This window comes from Bartonella sp. HY328 (assembly GCF_025449335.1).
In the GTDB taxonomy this organism is placed as follows: domain Bacteria; phylum Pseudomonadota; class Alphaproteobacteria; order Rhizobiales; family Rhizobiaceae; genus HY038.
In genome coordinates this window covers 921319-939431 of the sequence record NZ_CP104883.1, presented here as the reverse complement: position 1 = coordinate 939431, position 18113 = coordinate 921319, and the positions used below count along the sequence as shown (strand labels likewise).

Below are 18113 nucleotides of genomic sequence, written 5' to 3'. Positions count from 1 at the left end.
AGCACGCAATAAAAAACGCTTTTGCTATGCGCCGCGCGTCTTAATTTAAATAAAATATGGCAAGAAGGCTCAATACAATAGGATCGAGCCTTCCTTACAATTTAGTTTAACAATTCACCATTTAAGGCTTGCTGAATGCGTTCGCGTGTTTCATTAATGCCATAAAGCGCAATGAACGAACCAAAACGCGGACCGCGCTCTTGACCAATCAATACTTCATAAAGCATTTGGAAGAACATAACAGATACGCCAGGGCCGCCATCGGGGCCTTTTTTTGCGCTATCTTGATAGCGTTCAATCTTACGCGCCACGTCAAGCAAAGCATTTTGAATGATATTGCCATCAGCTTGCAAGTCAAGCGCGCTAAGGTTTTTATCAAAAGCTATTAATGTTTCCCGCTCAACCTCATCAGGGGCGCGGAATTTTTTTGTAGGTTTAACAAAATCATTAAAATAACGAATGGCATAGCCAACAAGATCATCAAGGCTTTTATTATTTTCTGGCGTTACACCATCAGCATAGCGCGAAATAAAGCCCCAAAGCACATTTTTGTTTTCAGCATTGGAGGCACTCACCAAATTCAAGAGCATCGCAAAAGAAACAGGTAAATCAATCGCCGGGGGATTGCCATTATGCATATGCCAAACTGGATTATTTAAACGCTCTTTCCAATCCTGACGACCATAAGCTGAAAGATAAGTATAATATTCGTCAACCGCTTTAGGGATCACATCAAAATAAAGCTTTTTAGCGGTTTTTGGCTTTTGGAACATATAAAGCCCAAGGCTTTCAGTTGGTGCATAAGTAAGCCATTCATCGATGGTAAGACCATTGCCCTTACTCTTGGAGATTTTGGCACCCTTATCATCAAGGAACAATTCATAATTAAAACCTTCAGGCGGGGTTCCGCCTAAAACCTTACAAATCTTTGATGACAGGGTAACTGAATCGATCAAATCCTTACCAGCCATTTCATAATCAATGCCAAGGGCAGTCCAACGCATTGCCCAATCAGCTTTCCACTGGCACTTGACTTTACCGCCGGTTACTTCTGTCTCGATAGTTTCACCAGTTTCAGGTTCAATATAGGTAATTGTGCCACGCACTTCATCACGGGCAATAATAGGCACTTGCAAAACCTTGCCAGAAAATGGGCTAATTGGCAAAAATGGTGAATAGGTCGCACGGCGTTCTTCACCAAGGGTTGGCAAGATAATATCCATCACCTTGTCATAATTTTTAAGCATTAATAGCAAGGTTTCATCAAAGCGGCCAGATGTATAATAATCCGTTGCGCTCGCAAATTCATAATCAAAGTTAAAACGATCAAGAAAAGCACGAAGGCGCGCATTATTAGCCGCACCAAAAGATGGGTATTCGCTCAAAAATGGATCTGGCACCTGTGTTAGTGGCTTACCGAGTGCAGCTTCTAAAAGTTCCTTATTTGGCACATTATCGGGTACTTTACGCAAACTATCCATATCATCAGAAAAACAGATAAGACGGGTTTTAACCTTATTATCGGTTAAAACATGGAAAGCATGGCGCACCATGGTTGTGCGGGCAACTTCACCAAAAGTGCCGATATGCGGCAGGCCTGACGGCCCATAGCCGGTTTCAAACAAGACCTCATCGGGAAAGCCTTTTTTCTCATAGCGTTTGACAATTTTTCGTGCCTCTTCGAAAGGCCAAGCTTTCGCATCACCTGCAAAAGTCACGCTTTGCGGATCTATATGAAGGAGGTTTAAAAAATCGGACGCCATAGAAAGGTTCCCTAAATAGTGTTAATCGGCTCAAATGCGGTTTGAAGCAAAAGCTCATTGACCAGCAATCATTTTATCAATTGATGATAATTAAACAAGTTTTGGGTTAATTAACAACATCAATTTGTTTTCATTTACTCTTTTTCATAAATCTTGCAAGCCTACAACCGTCTTATCTATAAAAACTACCTATTTTTACAAAATTTCAAGCACAATTATCCGCTTTAAGCCTATAGATTTAACCCAAGCGATCATGTTTTTGATTTATAATATTATCCGCCCTATCAATTCACTTGGATTTTTGACAAACAAAAAATAAGATAATAATCTCGTGTAAGAAGCTTAAAACCACTTTTAATAAAAGCATTTTATCTTTAAGCTAACATCAAATTCATAGATCACGAGGAAGATTTTAATGGCTGAGCTAACTCCCCATGAAGGCTTGATATTTGTCATGGTCACCACTGCGGCGGCCGATGCTGCAATGACGGATAGGGAATTGGCAAGCATTGTCGCCATTGTCAACCATTATCCTGTTTTTACCGGCTTTGATAGTGACCGCCTAGATGCGTTAGCTGCTGAATGCTTAGGACATCTGGAAGAAGAAAATGGCCTTGAACACATTCTTGACCTCGCGCATGAAGCATTACCAGAAAAGCTTTATGATACTGCCTATGCGCTTGCGGTTGAGATTGCCTCGGCTGATTTAAATGTTAATCAAGAAGAGCTTGAATTTTTGCAAATGATGCAAGATCGTTGGGAGCTTGATGAGTTAACCGTTGCCGCATTAGAACGCAGCGCACGTTTGCGTTTTCGCAAATTATAGATGAACATTTTATTTTTTGAACATTTTGCTATTTAAGTTTTAAAAGCAAAATGTTCATTCATAGTTACTTTAGATTTTAACGCACCCGCGCAGGCGTGCCAAAAGCGGTGCAATTTGCTGGAATATCGCGCGTAACAAGACTTGCCGCGCCAATGGTTGCGCCATCACCAATGGTAACGCCAGGCAATATAATACTTGCCGCACCTATCCAAACATTTTTACCAATTTTTATTGGCTTGCCATATTCAAGTTTTTGTTCACGCGACTTAGCATCAGTAGGGTGCGTTGCCGTTAAAATTTGCACATTTGGGGCAATCTCACAACCATCACCAATCTCAACACTGCAACCATCAAGAATGACACAGTTGAAATTGATAAAGACATTTTTGCCGATGTTTATATTATAGCCATAATCACAATAAAAGGGTGAGCGAATGGTGACATTATCGCCGACACTGCCAAGGCCTTGCCGCAATAGGCTAAGCCGCTCATTATCATCCATAGCAAAAGCATCATTTAAAGTTTTCATCCATGAAAAAGCTTGCTTTCGCTCTAAAATAAGCTCCGTGTCTCCTGCATTATAGAGTTCACCAGCCAGCATTTTTAGCTTTTCACTCATATATTTATCCTCATATTGCATCTGGCGCCATTGCTATTCATTATTATCGCTATTGGCTAAAATACGCTGCGCTTGCTTTAAATGAAGATCTTCAACCATTTTACCATTTAAAGAAATAACGCCTTTACCGATATTTTCAGGTAAAGCAAAGGCGGCAATTATATCTTGCGCCCACTCAACTTGACTTAATGTTGGCTGAAAAATCACATTCGCGGCTTCAATTTGGCTAGGGTGAATAAGCGTTTTGCCATCAAAGCCCATGGCTTTGGCTTGGCGACATTCATCTTCAAAACCAATCAAATCCTTATAATCATTATAAACGCCGTCGAGTACTCGGCGATTATAAGCTTTAGCCGCAAGCACAATTTGCATAAGCCAAGGAACAAGATATTGACGTTTTGCGCCATAATTCACCGCGCTTTCATCAACCACGCTCATAACACCGCTCGCCAGTGCAATATCATTTGGCCCGACAATAAGACACGTCACACTTGGATGACTTGCAATCGATGCTGCAGACAAAATACCTTTTGGTGTTTCAATCATTGCCCAAACAGGCATGGGCCTTTTGGCAGAGGTTTTACAAATCGCATAGATGAAATCCAATTCATCAATATTTTCAACCTTGGGTAACACCAACGCATCAATATTAAGAGCGGCAACACGTTGCAGTTCATCAATATCATTACTAATAACTGGATTGATGCGAATGGTAGCAAAATAGGGTAATTGTTGATGATCTTTTAAAAATTGCTGCAGATTGTCCATCGCCGTTGTCTTGTCAGCTAATCCGATAGAATCTTCAAGATCAAAAATAACGACATCAACATCAAGTTGCAAAGTCTTTTCCATGGCCCGCATATTTATGGCTGGCACAAACAAACAGGATCTACGCTTAGATTTAGATTTGGGTTTATTCTTTGTCATGATGTCTTCAACCCTTCAAGCAGCAAGTTAAAAGCACAAAGCGATTTTTCAAGCGCTTCATTGGGGTTTGCAGCATTGGCAATCCAAGCTGCAGCATGCATCAAGGCACCATTAATAAGCCGCGCCAATGCCTCACAGTCACAAGAAGCTATTGTGCCTTCATTGATTAATTCTTGCAAGGCAATTGCCATGATTTTTATATAATAGCCTTGACTTTCCCATGTTGAAATATCCCCCAATACCGCAGGGCCATCTCGCATTAAAATTTGCTGCACATCATGGTCGAGCATATTGGTTAGATAAATTTCACATTCGGTTGAAAACAAATGCCATTTATCGCTGATATTTTGAGTTTTTGAACGGATGTCGCTATCAATTTCTTTTTCGATTTGCGCAATAACCGCTTTCAATAAACCCATTTTACCGCCAAAATGATGGTAAAGTGCGCCGCGTGTAAGGCCTGCCTCTTTGGTCAATTCATCCATAGAGGCAGCGGCAAAGCCACTTTGTGAAAAAGCATGTCGAGCAGATTTTATGAGCTTTTCCCGCGTTTCATTTATCATTTCATCTCGTTTACGCGCCAACTCATTCGTCTCCCAGGCTCTGTCATATTAAATACGTCTTTTCGTAATAAATGAACATATGCAAAAACGATTTAACTAATGCCAAATTTATATTGACATACGTGATGTATGTCAATACACATACGCAATGTATGTAAAAGGAAAAGACCCATGGCAAATCCATATCGTGAAATATTTAGACCTAAAGGCACGTTTGGCTTTTCATTGGCTGCTATTGTTGCGCGTTTCCCCATCGCCATGATTACTATATCAGTTGTGGCGATGATTTCCGCATCACGCGATAATTTTTCATTACCGAGCCTTGTCGCCACCACGTTTATCGGTTCAAGTGCCCTGATTGGCCCACAAATTTCACGCCTTGCCGATAAATATGGCCAATTGAAAATTGGTTTGCCGGCAAGCATTATCTGCGCGGTTTCCCTTGGTATTATTGCTCTTGCCGCCCATTATCATTGGCCTGATATTATTTTATTTATTGCAGCGATATTTGCAGGCTTTATGCCAAGCTTTGGCGCTTTTGCACGCGCGCGTTGGTCACGTATTTTTGGTGGACAACCGCTATTACGCTCGGCCTTTGCTTTTGAGTCACTGGTTGATGAAATGATTTTTATGATTGGGCCGGTATTGGTGATGAATCTTGCGGCTTTTATATTTCCAGAAGCGGGCATGGTTGCGGCCATAGGGCTATTAGTTATCGGTTCATTTGCCTTTTTTTCGCAAACAGCAACTGAACCTAAAATTAGTCATGTAACTGCAAAACGCGGTCGCGCCGCTATTTTTGATTTACCTGTCTTGGTCATTGCCCTTACTCTATCGGCAATAGGCGGAATTTTTGGGGTGGTAGAGGTCACAAGTATTGCCTATGCAAAACCTATAATTTTTGAAGTTTTCGCCAATATACCAGTATTTGCTTATGTTAAGATAGAAAATGTCGCTTCGCTCGCTTATATTCCTGTCACCGCCTATGCGCTTGGTTCATTCATAACCGGCATTCTTTATGGCTCGCTTAATGTCACCATTCCCTTGCATCGCCAGCTTTTATTCATGTCGGGCGTTATTATGGTTACTGCTATTCCGTTTTTCTTCGTTAATAATTTATGGATGCTAACCATCTTTTGCTTGCTTGCAGGGGCTGCTTGTTCGCCGACCATCATTATTTGCATGGGATTACTTGAAGGGCTTGCTGACAAGCAAAAATTTACCGAAAGTATGACATGGGCAATCACTGGTATGAGCGTTGGAGCTGCTATTGGTATTGCTGTTGCCGGCTTTGCAATTGACCGTTTTGATGCAGTGAGCACTTTCCGTTTTGCTTTGGCTTTTGCGGTATTTTCCTTTGCCATCGCACTCATATTTCGTAAACAACTTATCGCCAAAACATCCATGCATGAGGTAGAAGGCTAAGTTCAATAGCGCAAACCATATAAAGCTATCTTTATATGGTTATTGCATATTAATATTTTATTTGCTAATGTCACGCCATTCAACAGATTTTATACTGCATTTAATGCGGAAAAAATAAAATCATACCTATATTGGGATAGGCATTTTATTGGGTAAAATGTCTTAATGATCAAAATTTCTCAGGAGCAAAACATGGCTGCCAACCAAGATTATGTGATCCGCGATATCGGCCTTGCCGATTTCGGTCGCAAGGAACTCGACATCGCCGAAACTGAAATGCCCGGCCTCATGGCTTGCCGCGAAGAGTTTGGTGCTAGCCAGCCATTGCGCGGCGCACGTATTTCTGGCTCATTGCACATGACCATTCAAACAGCCGTTCTTATTGAAACGTTGAAAGCTCTTGGCGCAGAATTGCGTTGGGCATCATGCAATATTTTTTCAACCCAAGATCATGCGGCTGCTGCAATTGCAGCAGGTGGCACACCGGTATTTGCAGTTAAAGGTGAATCTTTGGAAGAATATTGGACCTATACCGATGCTATCTTCCAATGGCCGGATGGCGAACCATCTAATATGATTTTGGATGATGGCGGCGATGCTACAGCCTATATCTTGCTTGGCGCACGCGCTGAAGCTGGCGAAGATGTGCTTTCAAAGCCAGAATCTGAAGAAGAAGAAGTGATGTTTGCGCAAATCAAGAAGCGTCTTGCTGCAAGCCCAAATTTCTTTAGCCGTCAACGCGCTGCAATCAAGGGTGTAACTGAAGAAACCACAACTGGTGTGAATCGTCTTTATCATTTAGAAAAGAAAGGCCTGTTGCCTTTCCCTGCCATTAACGTCAATGACAGTGTAACCAAGTCCAAATTTGATAATAAATATGGCTGTAAGGAATCGCTTGTTGACGGTATTCGCCGTGGTACAGATGTGATGATGGCTGGTAAAACAGCCGTTGTTTGCGGCTATGGCGACGTTGGTAAAGGTTCTGCAGCCTCCCTTTCTGGTGCAGGTGCACGCGTTAAAGTCACGGAAGTAGATCCAATTTGTGCATTGCAAGCAGCCATGGATGGTTATGAAGTTGTAACGCTTGAAGATGCAGCTCCAACTGCAGATATTATCGTTACAACCACTGGTAATAAGGACGTTGTCCGCATTGAGCATATGCGCGCTTTAAAAGATATGTGCATTGTTGGTAATATTGGCCATTTTGATAATGAAATTCAAGTTGCTGCGCTCCGCAACCTTAAATGGACTAATATCAAGCCACAGGTTGATATGATTACTTTTGCTGATGGTAAGCGTATACTTCTCCTTTCAGAGGGGCGTTTGCTTAATCTTGGCAATGCAACTGGCCACCCTTCTTTTGTAATGTCAGCCTCATTCACCAACCAAACATTGGCGCAAATTGAACTTTTCACCAAGGGCAATGAATATGGCAACAAGGTTTATGTCTTGCCTAAGCATCTTGATGAAAAAGTTGCCCGTTTGCACCTTGACCGCCTTGGCGTCAAATTAAGCACTTTGTCGCAGGAACAGGCCGATTATATTGGCGTTTCTCCAAAAGGCCCTTACAAGCCAGAGCATTATCGTTATTAACATTTTATTAATAATATAAGCCATTGTAAAGCCGGACATATTTCTTGTTCGGCTTTATTTTTTAATGGCAAGCATTCCTTTATTCAATATGGCTGTGCTAAATTAAATAATGATGATTCGACTAAAAGTTTATACCATTTTTCAAATGATATACTTGATTTCTGGAAAAAATACTTTGCCGCGTTATTTATAGAAAATGAGAGCAAAAATAGCTCGCCTTAAACAAAATTGCTATAGCGTAACAACGCTAATAGCCTTGGAGCTTGCAGGAATTGATTAAAGTGGCCTATTTGACCCCATATAAGCAAGAAATATGCAAGCAACAAAAAACCAAGTCAATGCTCCCAAAAAATCGTTTCAAATTAACGAGCTTTAAGCCAATCTCCGCTCTAAAACTTGCTTTTAAAGCCTTATCTAACACTGGTTCATTACATCAGTTATTGGTAAAAAGCCTTATAGGTACAACAATGCTTAGTACAGCCACTGTGCCTGCTTTTGCCGCAATTACCCCTCTTCCAAGCGATGATCTATTCTCAGTGCTACAGCTTGCACTCATGGGTGGAGCTTTATTAACTGTTGGAGTTATCGCTTTAAAGCTGCGCCAAATTGCGAAAGAGAAAAAGGCTCTTGAAATAAACCTTAAAGATAGCAAGCATTTTTTAAGTACCTTACTCAACCCTTATGAAAGCTATTTGAATTTGAGCGGCCAATGCCTTGTCATTCTTGAAGGGGACAATGCTAAAATTGCTGGCCGTCTGCCTGATGCTAAAGATGTCCCGGCAACCACTAAAGGATTTTTAGATTGGCAAAGCTGGATGTCAGCACAATCTTTTAAAGAATACCAAAACAATATTGCATTATTGGCGGTTGAAGGTGAAGCCTTTGAAATGCCGATAGCAACCCAACATGGTAGCACCCTACAAGTTTGCGGTTATGCCAATGGCGCAAGACTGCTGGTTAGCTTTAGGGATATGACTAAAACCACTACCGAGTTTTTAAATCTTAAAAATCGCTGTAATGATTTTGAAGCCAAACTTTCCGCCTTGCAAGCTTTGGGCGATGAAGTAACTGACCCTATCTGGATAAGAGACAGAAATGGCGACATTGATTGGGGAAACCGCGCCTATTTTCGTGTAGCTGGCCCTGATCATGAAATTTTCAACGCTGCATTTCGCGAAAAGATCGCAAGTGATCACCGCAAGGGTGAAATATTTAAAGGCCGCACTACCACCGCAATTAATGGTGAAAGACGGGTCATTGATGTGACGGCAATTACCAGCGAGATTGGCGAAGCAGGCATTGCAAATGACCAAACAGAAGGCGAAACATTACGCAATGAATTAAAGCGGGTGGTGCAAGGTTATTCGGAAACATTTGACCAATTATCAACGGCGGTTGCAATTTTTAACCCCGATCAAAAGCTCGAATTTTTCAATCAAGCCTTTAGCGCCCTTTGGCCACTTGATGTTGCTTTTTTGGAAAGCCAACCAAGCCATGCCCTCGTGCTTGACCGCTTGCGTGAACGCGGCATTTTAAATGAAACACCCCATTGGCGGCAATGGAAAGAAGAATTATTTGAGGCGTATCGCTCACTAGAGCCTAAAATGACCATATGGAATCTACCTGATGGACGCACATTGCGGGTCATTGCCAATCCGCATCCTCAAGGTGGTGTTACTTGGCTTTATGAAGACCTCACCGAAAAGCTCAATCTTGAAGCACGCTATAATTCACTTATTCGCATTCAAGGGGAAACCCTTGATAATCTTTATGAAGGCGTCGCCGTTTTTGGCTCTGATGGACTTATGCGCCTTTCCAACCCAGCCTTTGCAGCCATGTGGGCATTACCTGTAGAAATATGCGTTGAAGGCACTCATATATCAAAGATTGAGGCTTTTGCAGCACCTCAAGCAGTCGATGAGGATTGGAATGACATTACCGCTGCCATTACCGATTTTGCTGATAAGCGTGATTCACGCAAAGGACGGATTGATTTAAAAAATGGTGCTGTCGCCGATTATGCCTTGGTACCACTACCGCTTGGTCAAACCATGCTTACCTTTGTTGATGTGACGGATAGCATCAATATTGCCCGCGCCTTGCATGAAAAGAACGAAGCATTAGAAATTGCCGACCGATTACGCAATGAATTTGTAAGCCATGTTTCTTATGAATTACGTACGCCGCTTACCAATATTATTGGCTTCACCGATCTGTTACGCACCCCAGCCTTTGGGGAGTTAGATGCGCGGCAACACGATTATCTATCCCATATTGCTTCAGAATCGGTAGAGCTTTTAAACATCGTCAATGATATTCTAGACCTTGCCACCGTTGATGCGGGTATTATGGAATTGGATATTGGCGACGTTAATATTTTGGAAGTGATGCAAAGTGCCGCCAGCCGCGTTGAAGAACGCTTGCTTGAAAATAATATCCAGATTGATTTGCAAATTGCCAATGGCCTTGTCAGTTTTCAAGCCGATGGTGCGCGCATTAGACAAGTCCTATTTAATATTTTATCTAATGCGGCCAATTATGCACCGCAAAATTCTACCATTGGTTTTGCCGCATTTAACGACGAAAATGATATTATTTTTGTTGTCCATGATGATGGCGGTGGCATTCCTGAAGAAATTGTTGTTAATGTATTCAAGCGCTTTTCTACCCATATTCATCATGGTACAAAACCAGGTGCTGGATTAGGGCTATCCATTGTAAAAAGTTTTGTAGAACTGCATAATGGAACAGTTGAAATTGACACGGGTTCTGATAAAGGCACAACTGTCATCTGCCGGTTTCCAACCAAAATGCCGGCTTTAACCAGTGCTGCTGAATAGAAAGTTTAGATTGCCATGGAATTAACACTTCACCTTAGTAATGAAGATGCGACAAAGCGTTTTGGCGAGGATCTTGCCTTAACTTTAAAAAAGGGTGATCTTATAATTCTGGAAGGTGATCTTGGCATGGGAAAATCAACCCTTGCCCGCAGCATTATTCAAACCCTTGCCGATGATGACCGCCTTGATGTGCCAAGCCCTACTTTTACCCTTGTGCAAACCTATAATGAGCTGCGTCTGCCTGTGGCCCATGCTGATCTTTATCGTATCGGTAGCCCTGAAGAAATATACGAACTTGGTCTTGAGCAAGCACTTGATAATGGCGTACTGATTGTGGAGTGGCCAGATAAGGCGGAGGGACTTTTACCGCGGCCAACATTTTCACTAAAGATTTTTGAAGAAAATGATGGACGAAGCGTTATCATTTCAGTGGATGAAGAAGCTTCCCTACGCCTACGGCGCACCGCTGTCATCCGTGATTTTTTAATTCGTTATAATCGTGATGATGCAAAAAGGCATTTTTTAGCAGGCGATGCTTCTGCGCGGGCCTATGAGCTTATTACCTATGGTGATAATAAATGCGAGGTGCTTATGGATGCACCGCAAATGGAAATGGCAGAAACAGCAGGTGCGAGCTATGCCAAAGCAGCCCACCTTGCACAAAGCATCGACCAATTTGTTGGCATTGATCGTATTATTCGCGAAAATAATTTTAACGCGCCAGAAATTTACGCCGGCGATCTTGATAGTGGCTTATTGCTACTTGAATATTTAGGACAAGATGGCATTATTGACGAGCGCCGCCTACCAATTATTGAGCGCTATCTAGCAGCAGCGGCATTTTTAGCTGATTTTCATGAAGTTGATTGGCCCAAACATGCGGTTTGGGATGATTTGAGCATTGAAATTCCAAATTATGATCGTGATGCGCTTCATATTGAAACCAATTTACTATTAGACTGGTATTTACCATTCATTTCACAAATCGAGCCTATAGACCAAATGCGCGAATATTATTACCAGATTTGGGATGTTTTGTTCGACGAACTTGAGATAGCTCCTAAAAGCTTGGTAATGCGCGATTATCATTCACCTAATATACTTTGGTTCAGCGAGCGTGAAGGCAATGATCGCATTGGGCTTATCGACTTTCAAGATGCCCAAATGGGACCTACTGCATATGATGTGGTGTCTCTTGCCCAAGATGCACGCATTACCATTGCAACACCAACTGAAGAAGCACTAATCCGCCATTATTGTGCAAAACGCGCTGTACTTGATAAGCAATTTAACGAAAAGCAATTTCGTCAATCCTATGCGATTTTAGGCGCACAAAGGGCATGTAAATTGCTGGGTCTGTTTATCCGGCTTGATAAGCGGGATGGCAAGCCGCATTATTTAAAACATTTACCACGCATGACTGATTATCTCTTGCGGAATCTCAAGCATCCAGCTTTGTCACCGCTTAAGGATTTTCTACGCATGGTGAATATTATTCGCTAAAGATTTTGATGGTCGCAATATTGAGATGTTAGCAAAGCCGAGATTTGGTCCTTATCAATTTTAATGAAATGAAATGCGATGAATCTTGTGAGACCCCCCAAATTATATTGGCGAAGAGCCGCCGAAAATATCTATATTTTCACGGATCTTCGCCAATATAATCATAATAATTTCCACGCATCATTTCGTTAAAATTAAAAAATCATCACCCATGATGTCAAAAGATATATCAAATAGATAAGATATTGATATTAAACGCTTACATATTAAATTAATAATATTTAATCTTTAAGTAAAAATACAAAATTTGCACTATAATGCTTTTCAAATCAAAATTTTGCCTTTATCCTAACTAGAGTCGTTTCGTGGTATTTATGAAAAATTGCTGTGCTGCTTGGCTTTGCAAGCTTATTATCTTTTATAGATAAGGTTTTTGCTAAGCTTAATGAAATAGAAAAATGAAATTTAAAGATTTTAGACAAAGCCATCTTTATTATTAATTTTAATGATCTGTTTAAAAATTGCAACTTTTCCATGATAAGCCATATTAATTCAAGGGGGGCAAGTCGCCCTCTTCCTGCTAAGGAGTTTTACATGAAGTCGAAATTGAAAGCCGTGCTTGTGGCGTCTACCTTTATTTTAGCAAGCAGTTTGGTGGCAGTAGCGCAGGAAACCGAAAGCCCTGCAATGCCCCAGCCAGAAGCTACTGAGGTTAGCAAGGCAGAGACTAAAACCTTTGGCCCAGACCAAGTTATTGCTGTGGTTGATGGTAAGAATCTTACAACCAAGGAACTAGATGCTTGGACCAATGTTATTTCTCCTGGTACCCCTGAGACTTTGGCACAGCGTCGTCTGCGCGCTTTAGAAGTTTACGTTTCATTAAAAGCATTTTCGACTGCCGCTATCAAAGAAAAGCTTGACCAAGATCCAGCTTTCAAAATGCGTGCCGAATTGGTTCGCGAAAGTGGTTTGCAGCAGGCTTATGTTAGCGAGAAGCTAAAACAATCTGTAAAAGAAGAAGAAATTAAGGCTTTTTACGAAAAAGAAATAGCAAGCATGCCTAAGGAAGTTGAAGTGCATGCACGCCATATTCTTGTTGATAATGAAGCCGATGCCAAGAAGATTATTAAGCGTTTAGAAGCGGGTGAAGACTTTGAAAAAATTGCAAAGGAAACTTCAACCGACGCATCTGGTTCGAATGGTGGCGATCTTGGTTATTTCGTCAAGGGACAAATGGTAAAGCCATTTGAGGACGCTGCTTTTGCGCTGAAAACAGGCGAATATACTAAGACACCTGTTGAATCACAATTTGGTTGGCACATTATCAAGGTTGAAGATGTTCGCGATAAAGAGCCACCAAAATATGCTGACGTAAAGCCGCAAATTGAAAATATGTTAATGCAAAAAAATTATAATGAATTGGTCAAGAAAACCGTTAGCGATTTTCCAGTGACCTATCCTGATAAGGATGTTGCAGATTACATGAAAACCGCAGTTGAAAAAATTGCGATTGATGGCGAAGAAGAAGAATAAGTCTAATTAGACTATTAAATATGGAGCGTATTTCAGCTTACCAAAGTTGAAATGCGCTTTTTTTTGTGAAAATTCCGTTAGCATTATAATTATATAATGTATCTACCCGATGTTTAGACGTAGAGACAGAATTGACTAACTTGAACAAAATGGTATGAGGTTATGTTTGTGAGAACAGCTGCTGAGAGCTATGAATCTTTTTAAGGCTCTTCAACAAAGTTATCGGCAAAATTTAACATATTCTAAAAGGGTACAAAACAGCTGTAACCCGCAACGTCATTAATTTCACTTCAGTATAGCAGCCAGTTTTCGTTTTTTTCCGCCCTTGTTAAAATCTTATATTTTTGCCGTTTAATGAGCTTATTTCTTTTAATTAATTGATGCTGCCCCATTTCAAGTCTATTAATACAAAAGCCAAGCATTCACATATTATAACATTGCCAGAAAAATTGATTAGGATTCAACATATGGACAAGGCGTAAAAGCAAGAATTTTTAAATATAGTGGCGCCTAACTAAGACATCACTATACTCGAAGTACAAATGAGCATGATATATTACGCACTTCAATATATTTAAATTAAACAATAAAATTAAACGATAACATTCTAATATATAAATTAGTATTCCGACTTTTTTAAACATAGTAAATATAAAATTAATCATAATGTAGGATCGTTTTTAAAGGAGTAAAACCATCCCATATAATTAAACTATTAAACCTTACTTTCCTCAACTTGATCATCTTGTGATAAAGCTTTAGCAAGGTCAATAATCTTTCGGCGCACCTGCGGATCCTTAATATTGGTAAAGGCACGGATCAACTGTAATCCTTCGCCACTTGAAACTATTTCCAAGGGATTAGCTTCTGTTTCGGCAAAACCCTCGTCAAGCTCATTATTGGATACGTCTTCAAAAAAGAAGGATACCGGCACTTCCAAGGTCTCTGCAATTGCTTGCAGGCGACTTGCACCAACCCTATTGGTACCCTTCTCATATTTTTGTACTTGCTGAAAAGTAATTCCAAGTTGTTCACCTAGCTTTTCTTGACTAAGCCCAATAGAATTACGACGCAAACGGATGCGGCTTCCCACATATACATCAATCGGATCTGGTTGTTTTTTCTTTACTGTCATTATGCTTTTCGCTTTTTCAGCGCGTTTCCCGGCCAATTTAAATTAATAATAATAGATACCCCTATCAGATGTCTTTATTAGAAAAACATCTGCCACAATGCTTTCATAACATAATAATAATGATCCAATGTCAATTGATCAGCACTGGTGGTAACGCCTTAAAAACCAACTAAAGATTGATAAAAATAGAATTATAGATAAAATTTCTTTACCATTTGAAATCTTATGCCAATTTGGCGCCCTATAACTTGGAATAGGTGCATCAAGATAAGCCACTCGATTTTGATCAATTTGCTTAATGATTCTTCCATATGGATCAATAACTGCCGTGATACCATTGTTGGTTGCCCTTAAAAGTGGCATATTTTGTTCAACTGCCCGCAAGCGTGCCTGTTGGAAATGCTGCCAAGGACCAGGGGTCTGTCCAAACCAAGCGTCATTGGTAAGATTAAGCAAAACATTAGGCGGCGGCCCGCGATAATCCATTTCATTCGAAAAAATAGCCTCATAACAAATGAGAGGTAAAATCGTCAAATTGTCCAAAAGCGTCAAAGTTTTATGCTCACTTGCGGCGCTATAGCCGCCAACCGCCTCTGCGATTGCGGTTAGCCCAAACTTCTTAAAAAACTCACCAAACGGCATGTATTCACCAAAAGGCACAAGATGCGCTTTATCGGCAAAAGCAATAATCTCGCCTTCTTGGTTAATTACCTGCATCGAATTATAATAGCTTTGTTTGCCATCTTCATTATAGACTAGCCGGACGCTTCCAGTCAGCAGCAATTGTCCCTCACTCAATAAGGCGGCAATATCCTCAACCAAACCAGGCGTATGATCTAAATAATAGGGCAAGGCAGTTTCTGGCCAAATAATAATATCGGGATTTTTAGTAGTTAAAGGGTTGTCTTCTGTGGATAGAACAACCAATTGGTCATAGCTTTGCCGCGCCAAAACCATATCTTGCTTTTGGCTTTGATCAATGGATGGCTGCACCAAACGCACAACAACCTCATTTCCTTTTGCATACTCACTTGGGGCAAAAGACAAACGATAAGCACCAAAGCCAAGATCAAAAAAGATAAGCAAAGCTGCTAGTGCGAAGGGCAATTTCAACCCTTTTTTATCAGCAATAACTGCAGGCGTTGCATAAACCAAAACCGCTAAAAAATTAACACCTAACACCGAAATTAGCGAAGCAATTTGCATAGAATAAAGGTCAGGCATCGCTGTATAACCAATACTGTTCCAAGGGAAACCGGTGAAAGCCACCCCTCGCAACCATTCGACGACACCAAAAGTAAGACTTAAAGTAACAATCCGCCCATAGGAGCGCCAATTTAAAAGGGTAGCAAACAGAGTTGCTAGACCATAATAAAGTGCGAGAAATGCTGGTAAGCCAAAAATGGCAAATGGAATTGCCCAATAATAGGTGGCAAGATCAACAAACATTGCACTTGAAAGCCACCAAAGCCCAAAAACAAAGTAGCCAAAACCAAAGCTCCATCCGGTTAAGGCAACCAAAGCATATTTTTTAAAACCTTTTTGGCTTTCAACTACACCATCTATCAACCAGATTAGTATCGGAAAACTTATAAAGCATAGGAAGAAAAGATAAAATGGCGCTAGTGCAAAAGCCATAAGTGCACCAAAGAAAAAAGCTACCAATTGCCGTCTTATACCAGTTAAATGCTTAAGCCCGTCAATCCATCGTAGCATTTTGTTTCCTTTTCATTTTTTATGTTTAATCTTCAATGTAACGACGGCCTTAATAAGTTGTCAAAAACTTAAAGGCATTTTGCATCAAAAACATTTAAAATAAAATATCTTCTGCACTTTACACTCTTATCTAAAGTGAATATGCGGCAAGACGATAATACTACCCGAAGATTTATTCCATCATAGATTTAATACCAATACATCACGCTCCTCAGATGAAGCCAAACTGATTGCCAAAAATCTTAATTAATTTTAACTAGCAGTATAATTTCTGACGAGCGATTAAATCTCATAATTTACGACCTAATATACATCGCTTTTACTTTACATTCCTTGATCTCAAGCAAATTAACAGCAATGAAGTTATCGTCATCTCTAATATGGCTATTAATAAGTGTAAAGTATTTTTGCAAAAACCTTTAGTAAATTTTGCGTTAAAATTGTGTCAAAACCAAGAACATACCTGTATGAATCGCATCATATCAAATAGTTTAGAAATAAATTGTAAAATTAAGATCTTGAAAAAAATGGTAAAAGACAAAAAAGCCGCTTGACGAACTATCAAACGGCTGTTGCAAATCATCTGTTAGATTATTAAATGTCGGTAGCTAACCGCTTAATCTTAATACGGCGAATACGGCGGCGATCCGCCTCCAATATCTGGAAGCTAAAGCCTATGACTGCTTCAATCGTTTCACCGCGCAGTGGAATACGATCAAGCACGGTAACAATGAAACCGCCAATAGTATCAACCTCATCCACTAGATCGCCAAAATGCATATCCTCACCGATGATTTCTGTAAGCTCCTCAAGATCGGTGCGGGCATCAACAATCCAGCTATCGCCCTCTTCTTTGACAATCATGACATCATCATCGTCATGCTCGTCCTCAATGTCACCAACCACCATTTCAAAGACATCTTCCATGGAGGCAAGGCCATCAGTACCGCCATGCTCATCAATAACCAAAGCCATTTGCGTACGGGTTGTTTGCATGCGGCTTAAAAGCTGACTAGCAAGCATTGAATCGGGCACAAATAGAACGTCGCGAATGACCCCAATTTCGCCAATTGTCTTAGTTAAATCAACTTGCCCAAGATCTAGCGGTCCATTTTCGACAGCAGTTTGAGCCGTACGTGTCATATAATTTAAAATATCGCGTATATGGATCATACCACGTGGATCATCCAAGGTTTCAGCATAAACTGGCATGCGTGAATGACCAGATTTATCAAAAAACTTTAATGTATCAGCAAGACTGGTATCAATATCAATAGCTTCAATCTCGGAGCGCGGGATCATAACATCAGCAACACGAGCTTCATGCAGCTCCATTAAATTTTCAAGCATCAGCCGCTGCTGGGGCGTGAGTAAACTTTCATCAATAAGTTTTTCGCTGTCATTATTTTCGCCATTTCGCGAACGCAAAAAATTGAAAAATTTACCCATGAGAGATGGTTTGGCAAGCTTTTGCGTTTGCGCAGGACTAAGCTCTTCGCCGTCACTACCATTGTCCTGATGTGAACTGGATGTTGTCGATTTGTCGGCCATCGTGTTGTTCTTGGTTGCCTTTTTACTGGTTATTCCTTTATTAATTGACCGTCTTTTGACTATCAATTAAAAAGGAAATATTTAAATAGAATAACTAATTTGTATTTTCGTAAATATAA

At 40.6% G+C, this 18113-nt stretch carries 13 protein-coding genes; 6 read left to right on the top strand and 7 right to left on the bottom strand.

What is annotated here, in order from left to right; translation table 11 throughout:
• Positions 1–101 precede the first annotated feature (101 nt).
• Positions 102–1763 carry a lysine--tRNA ligase gene (locus tag N5852_RS03890; RefSeq protein WP_262099110.1) on the bottom strand — a complete coding sequence of 554 codons (1662 nt, stop codon included), beginning with the start codon at positions 1761–1763 and terminating at the stop codon, positions 102–104.
• Between the two features lie 415 nt (positions 1764–2178).
• Here N5852_RS03890 and N5852_RS03885 point away from each other — a divergent pair, with 415 nt between their 5' ends.
• A complete protein-coding gene (locus N5852_RS03885; protein WP_262099109.1) occupies positions 2179–2589 on the top strand; it encodes a tellurite resistance TerB family protein in 411 nt (136 codons plus the stop codon).
• 76 nt (positions 2590–2665) lie between these two features.
• Here the strand turns inward: N5852_RS03885 and N5852_RS03880 are convergent, their stop codons facing one another.
• The 3 genes from N5852_RS03880 to N5852_RS03870 are packed head-to-tail and all read right to left on the bottom strand — an operon-like array spanning position 2666 to position 4719.
• The gene (locus N5852_RS03880) at positions 2666–3208 is read right to left on the bottom strand and encodes a sugar O-acetyltransferase (RefSeq protein WP_262099108.1); all 543 of its coding nucleotides are present in this window, start codon (positions 3206–3208) and stop codon (positions 2666–2668) included.
• A 33-nt stretch (positions 3209–3241) separates the two neighbouring features.
• Entirely contained in the window at positions 3242–4135 is an 894-nt protein-coding gene (locus N5852_RS03875) for an HpcH/HpaI aldolase/citrate lyase family protein (protein ID WP_262099107.1), read from the bottom strand.
• Positions 4132–4719: a TetR/AcrR family transcriptional regulator gene (locus tag N5852_RS03870; RefSeq protein WP_262099106.1), complete on the bottom strand. Its 588-nt coding sequence runs from the start codon at positions 4717–4719 to the stop codon at positions 4132–4134. Before N5852_RS03870 ends, N5852_RS03875 begins: the two co-directional genes overlap by 4 nt.
• Before the next feature lie 150 nt (positions 4720–4869).
• Between N5852_RS03870 and N5852_RS03865 the strand changes: the two genes are divergently transcribed.
• The 5 genes from N5852_RS03865 (at position 4870) to N5852_RS03845 (ending at position 13592) form a co-directional block, all read left to right on the top strand.
• Complete coding sequence (locus N5852_RS03865; RefSeq protein WP_262099105.1) at positions 4870–6123, top strand: MFS transporter; 1254 nt, start codon at positions 4870–4872, stop codon at positions 6121–6123.
• Positions 6124–6315: 192 nt separating this feature from the next.
• Positions 6316–7716 carry an adenosylhomocysteinase gene (gene ahcY / locus N5852_RS03860; protein ID WP_262099104.1) on the top strand — a complete coding sequence of 467 codons (1401 nt, stop codon included), beginning with the start codon at positions 6316–6318 and terminating at the stop codon, positions 7714–7716.
• Positions 7717–8183: 467 nt separating this feature from the next.
• Positions 8184–10556, top strand: a complete 2373-nt coding sequence (locus N5852_RS03855) for a sensor histidine kinase (RefSeq protein WP_262099103.1) — start codon at positions 8184–8186, stop codon at positions 10554–10556.
• A 15-nt stretch (positions 10557–10571) separates the two neighbouring features.
• Complete coding sequence (tsaE, locus tag N5852_RS03850) at positions 10572–12059, top strand: tRNA (adenosine(37)-N6)-threonylcarbamoyltransferase complex ATPase subunit type 1 TsaE (RefSeq protein ID WP_262099102.1); 1488 nt, start codon at positions 10572–10574, stop codon at positions 12057–12059.
• Positions 12060–12653: 594 nt separating this feature from the next.
• Positions 12654–13592: a peptidylprolyl isomerase gene (locus tag N5852_RS03845; protein WP_262099101.1), complete on the top strand. Its 939-nt coding sequence runs from the start codon at positions 12654–12656 to the stop codon at positions 13590–13592.
• A gap of 715 nt (positions 13593–14307) precedes the next feature.
• On the opposite strand, the gene N5852_RS03840 is transcribed toward N5852_RS03845, so the two are convergent.
• From N5852_RS03840 to N5852_RS03830, 3 genes are all read right to left on the bottom strand, one after another.
• Positions 14308–14727, bottom strand: a complete 420-nt coding sequence (locus N5852_RS03840) for a helix-turn-helix domain-containing protein (protein ID WP_262099100.1) — start codon at positions 14725–14727, stop codon at positions 14308–14310.
• Positions 14728–14865: 138 nt separating this feature from the next.
• On the bottom strand, positions 14866–16443 hold the full coding sequence (gene lnt, locus N5852_RS03835) for an apolipoprotein N-acyltransferase (RefSeq protein ID WP_262099099.1): 1578 nt from the start codon (positions 16441–16443) through the stop codon (positions 14866–14868).
• Positions 16444–17037: 594 nt separating this feature from the next.
• Positions 17038–17994 carry a transporter associated domain-containing protein gene (locus tag N5852_RS03830; RefSeq protein WP_262099098.1) on the bottom strand — a complete coding sequence of 319 codons (957 nt, stop codon included), beginning with the start codon at positions 17992–17994 and terminating at the stop codon, positions 17038–17040.
• Positions 17995–18113 lie beyond the last annotated feature (119 nt).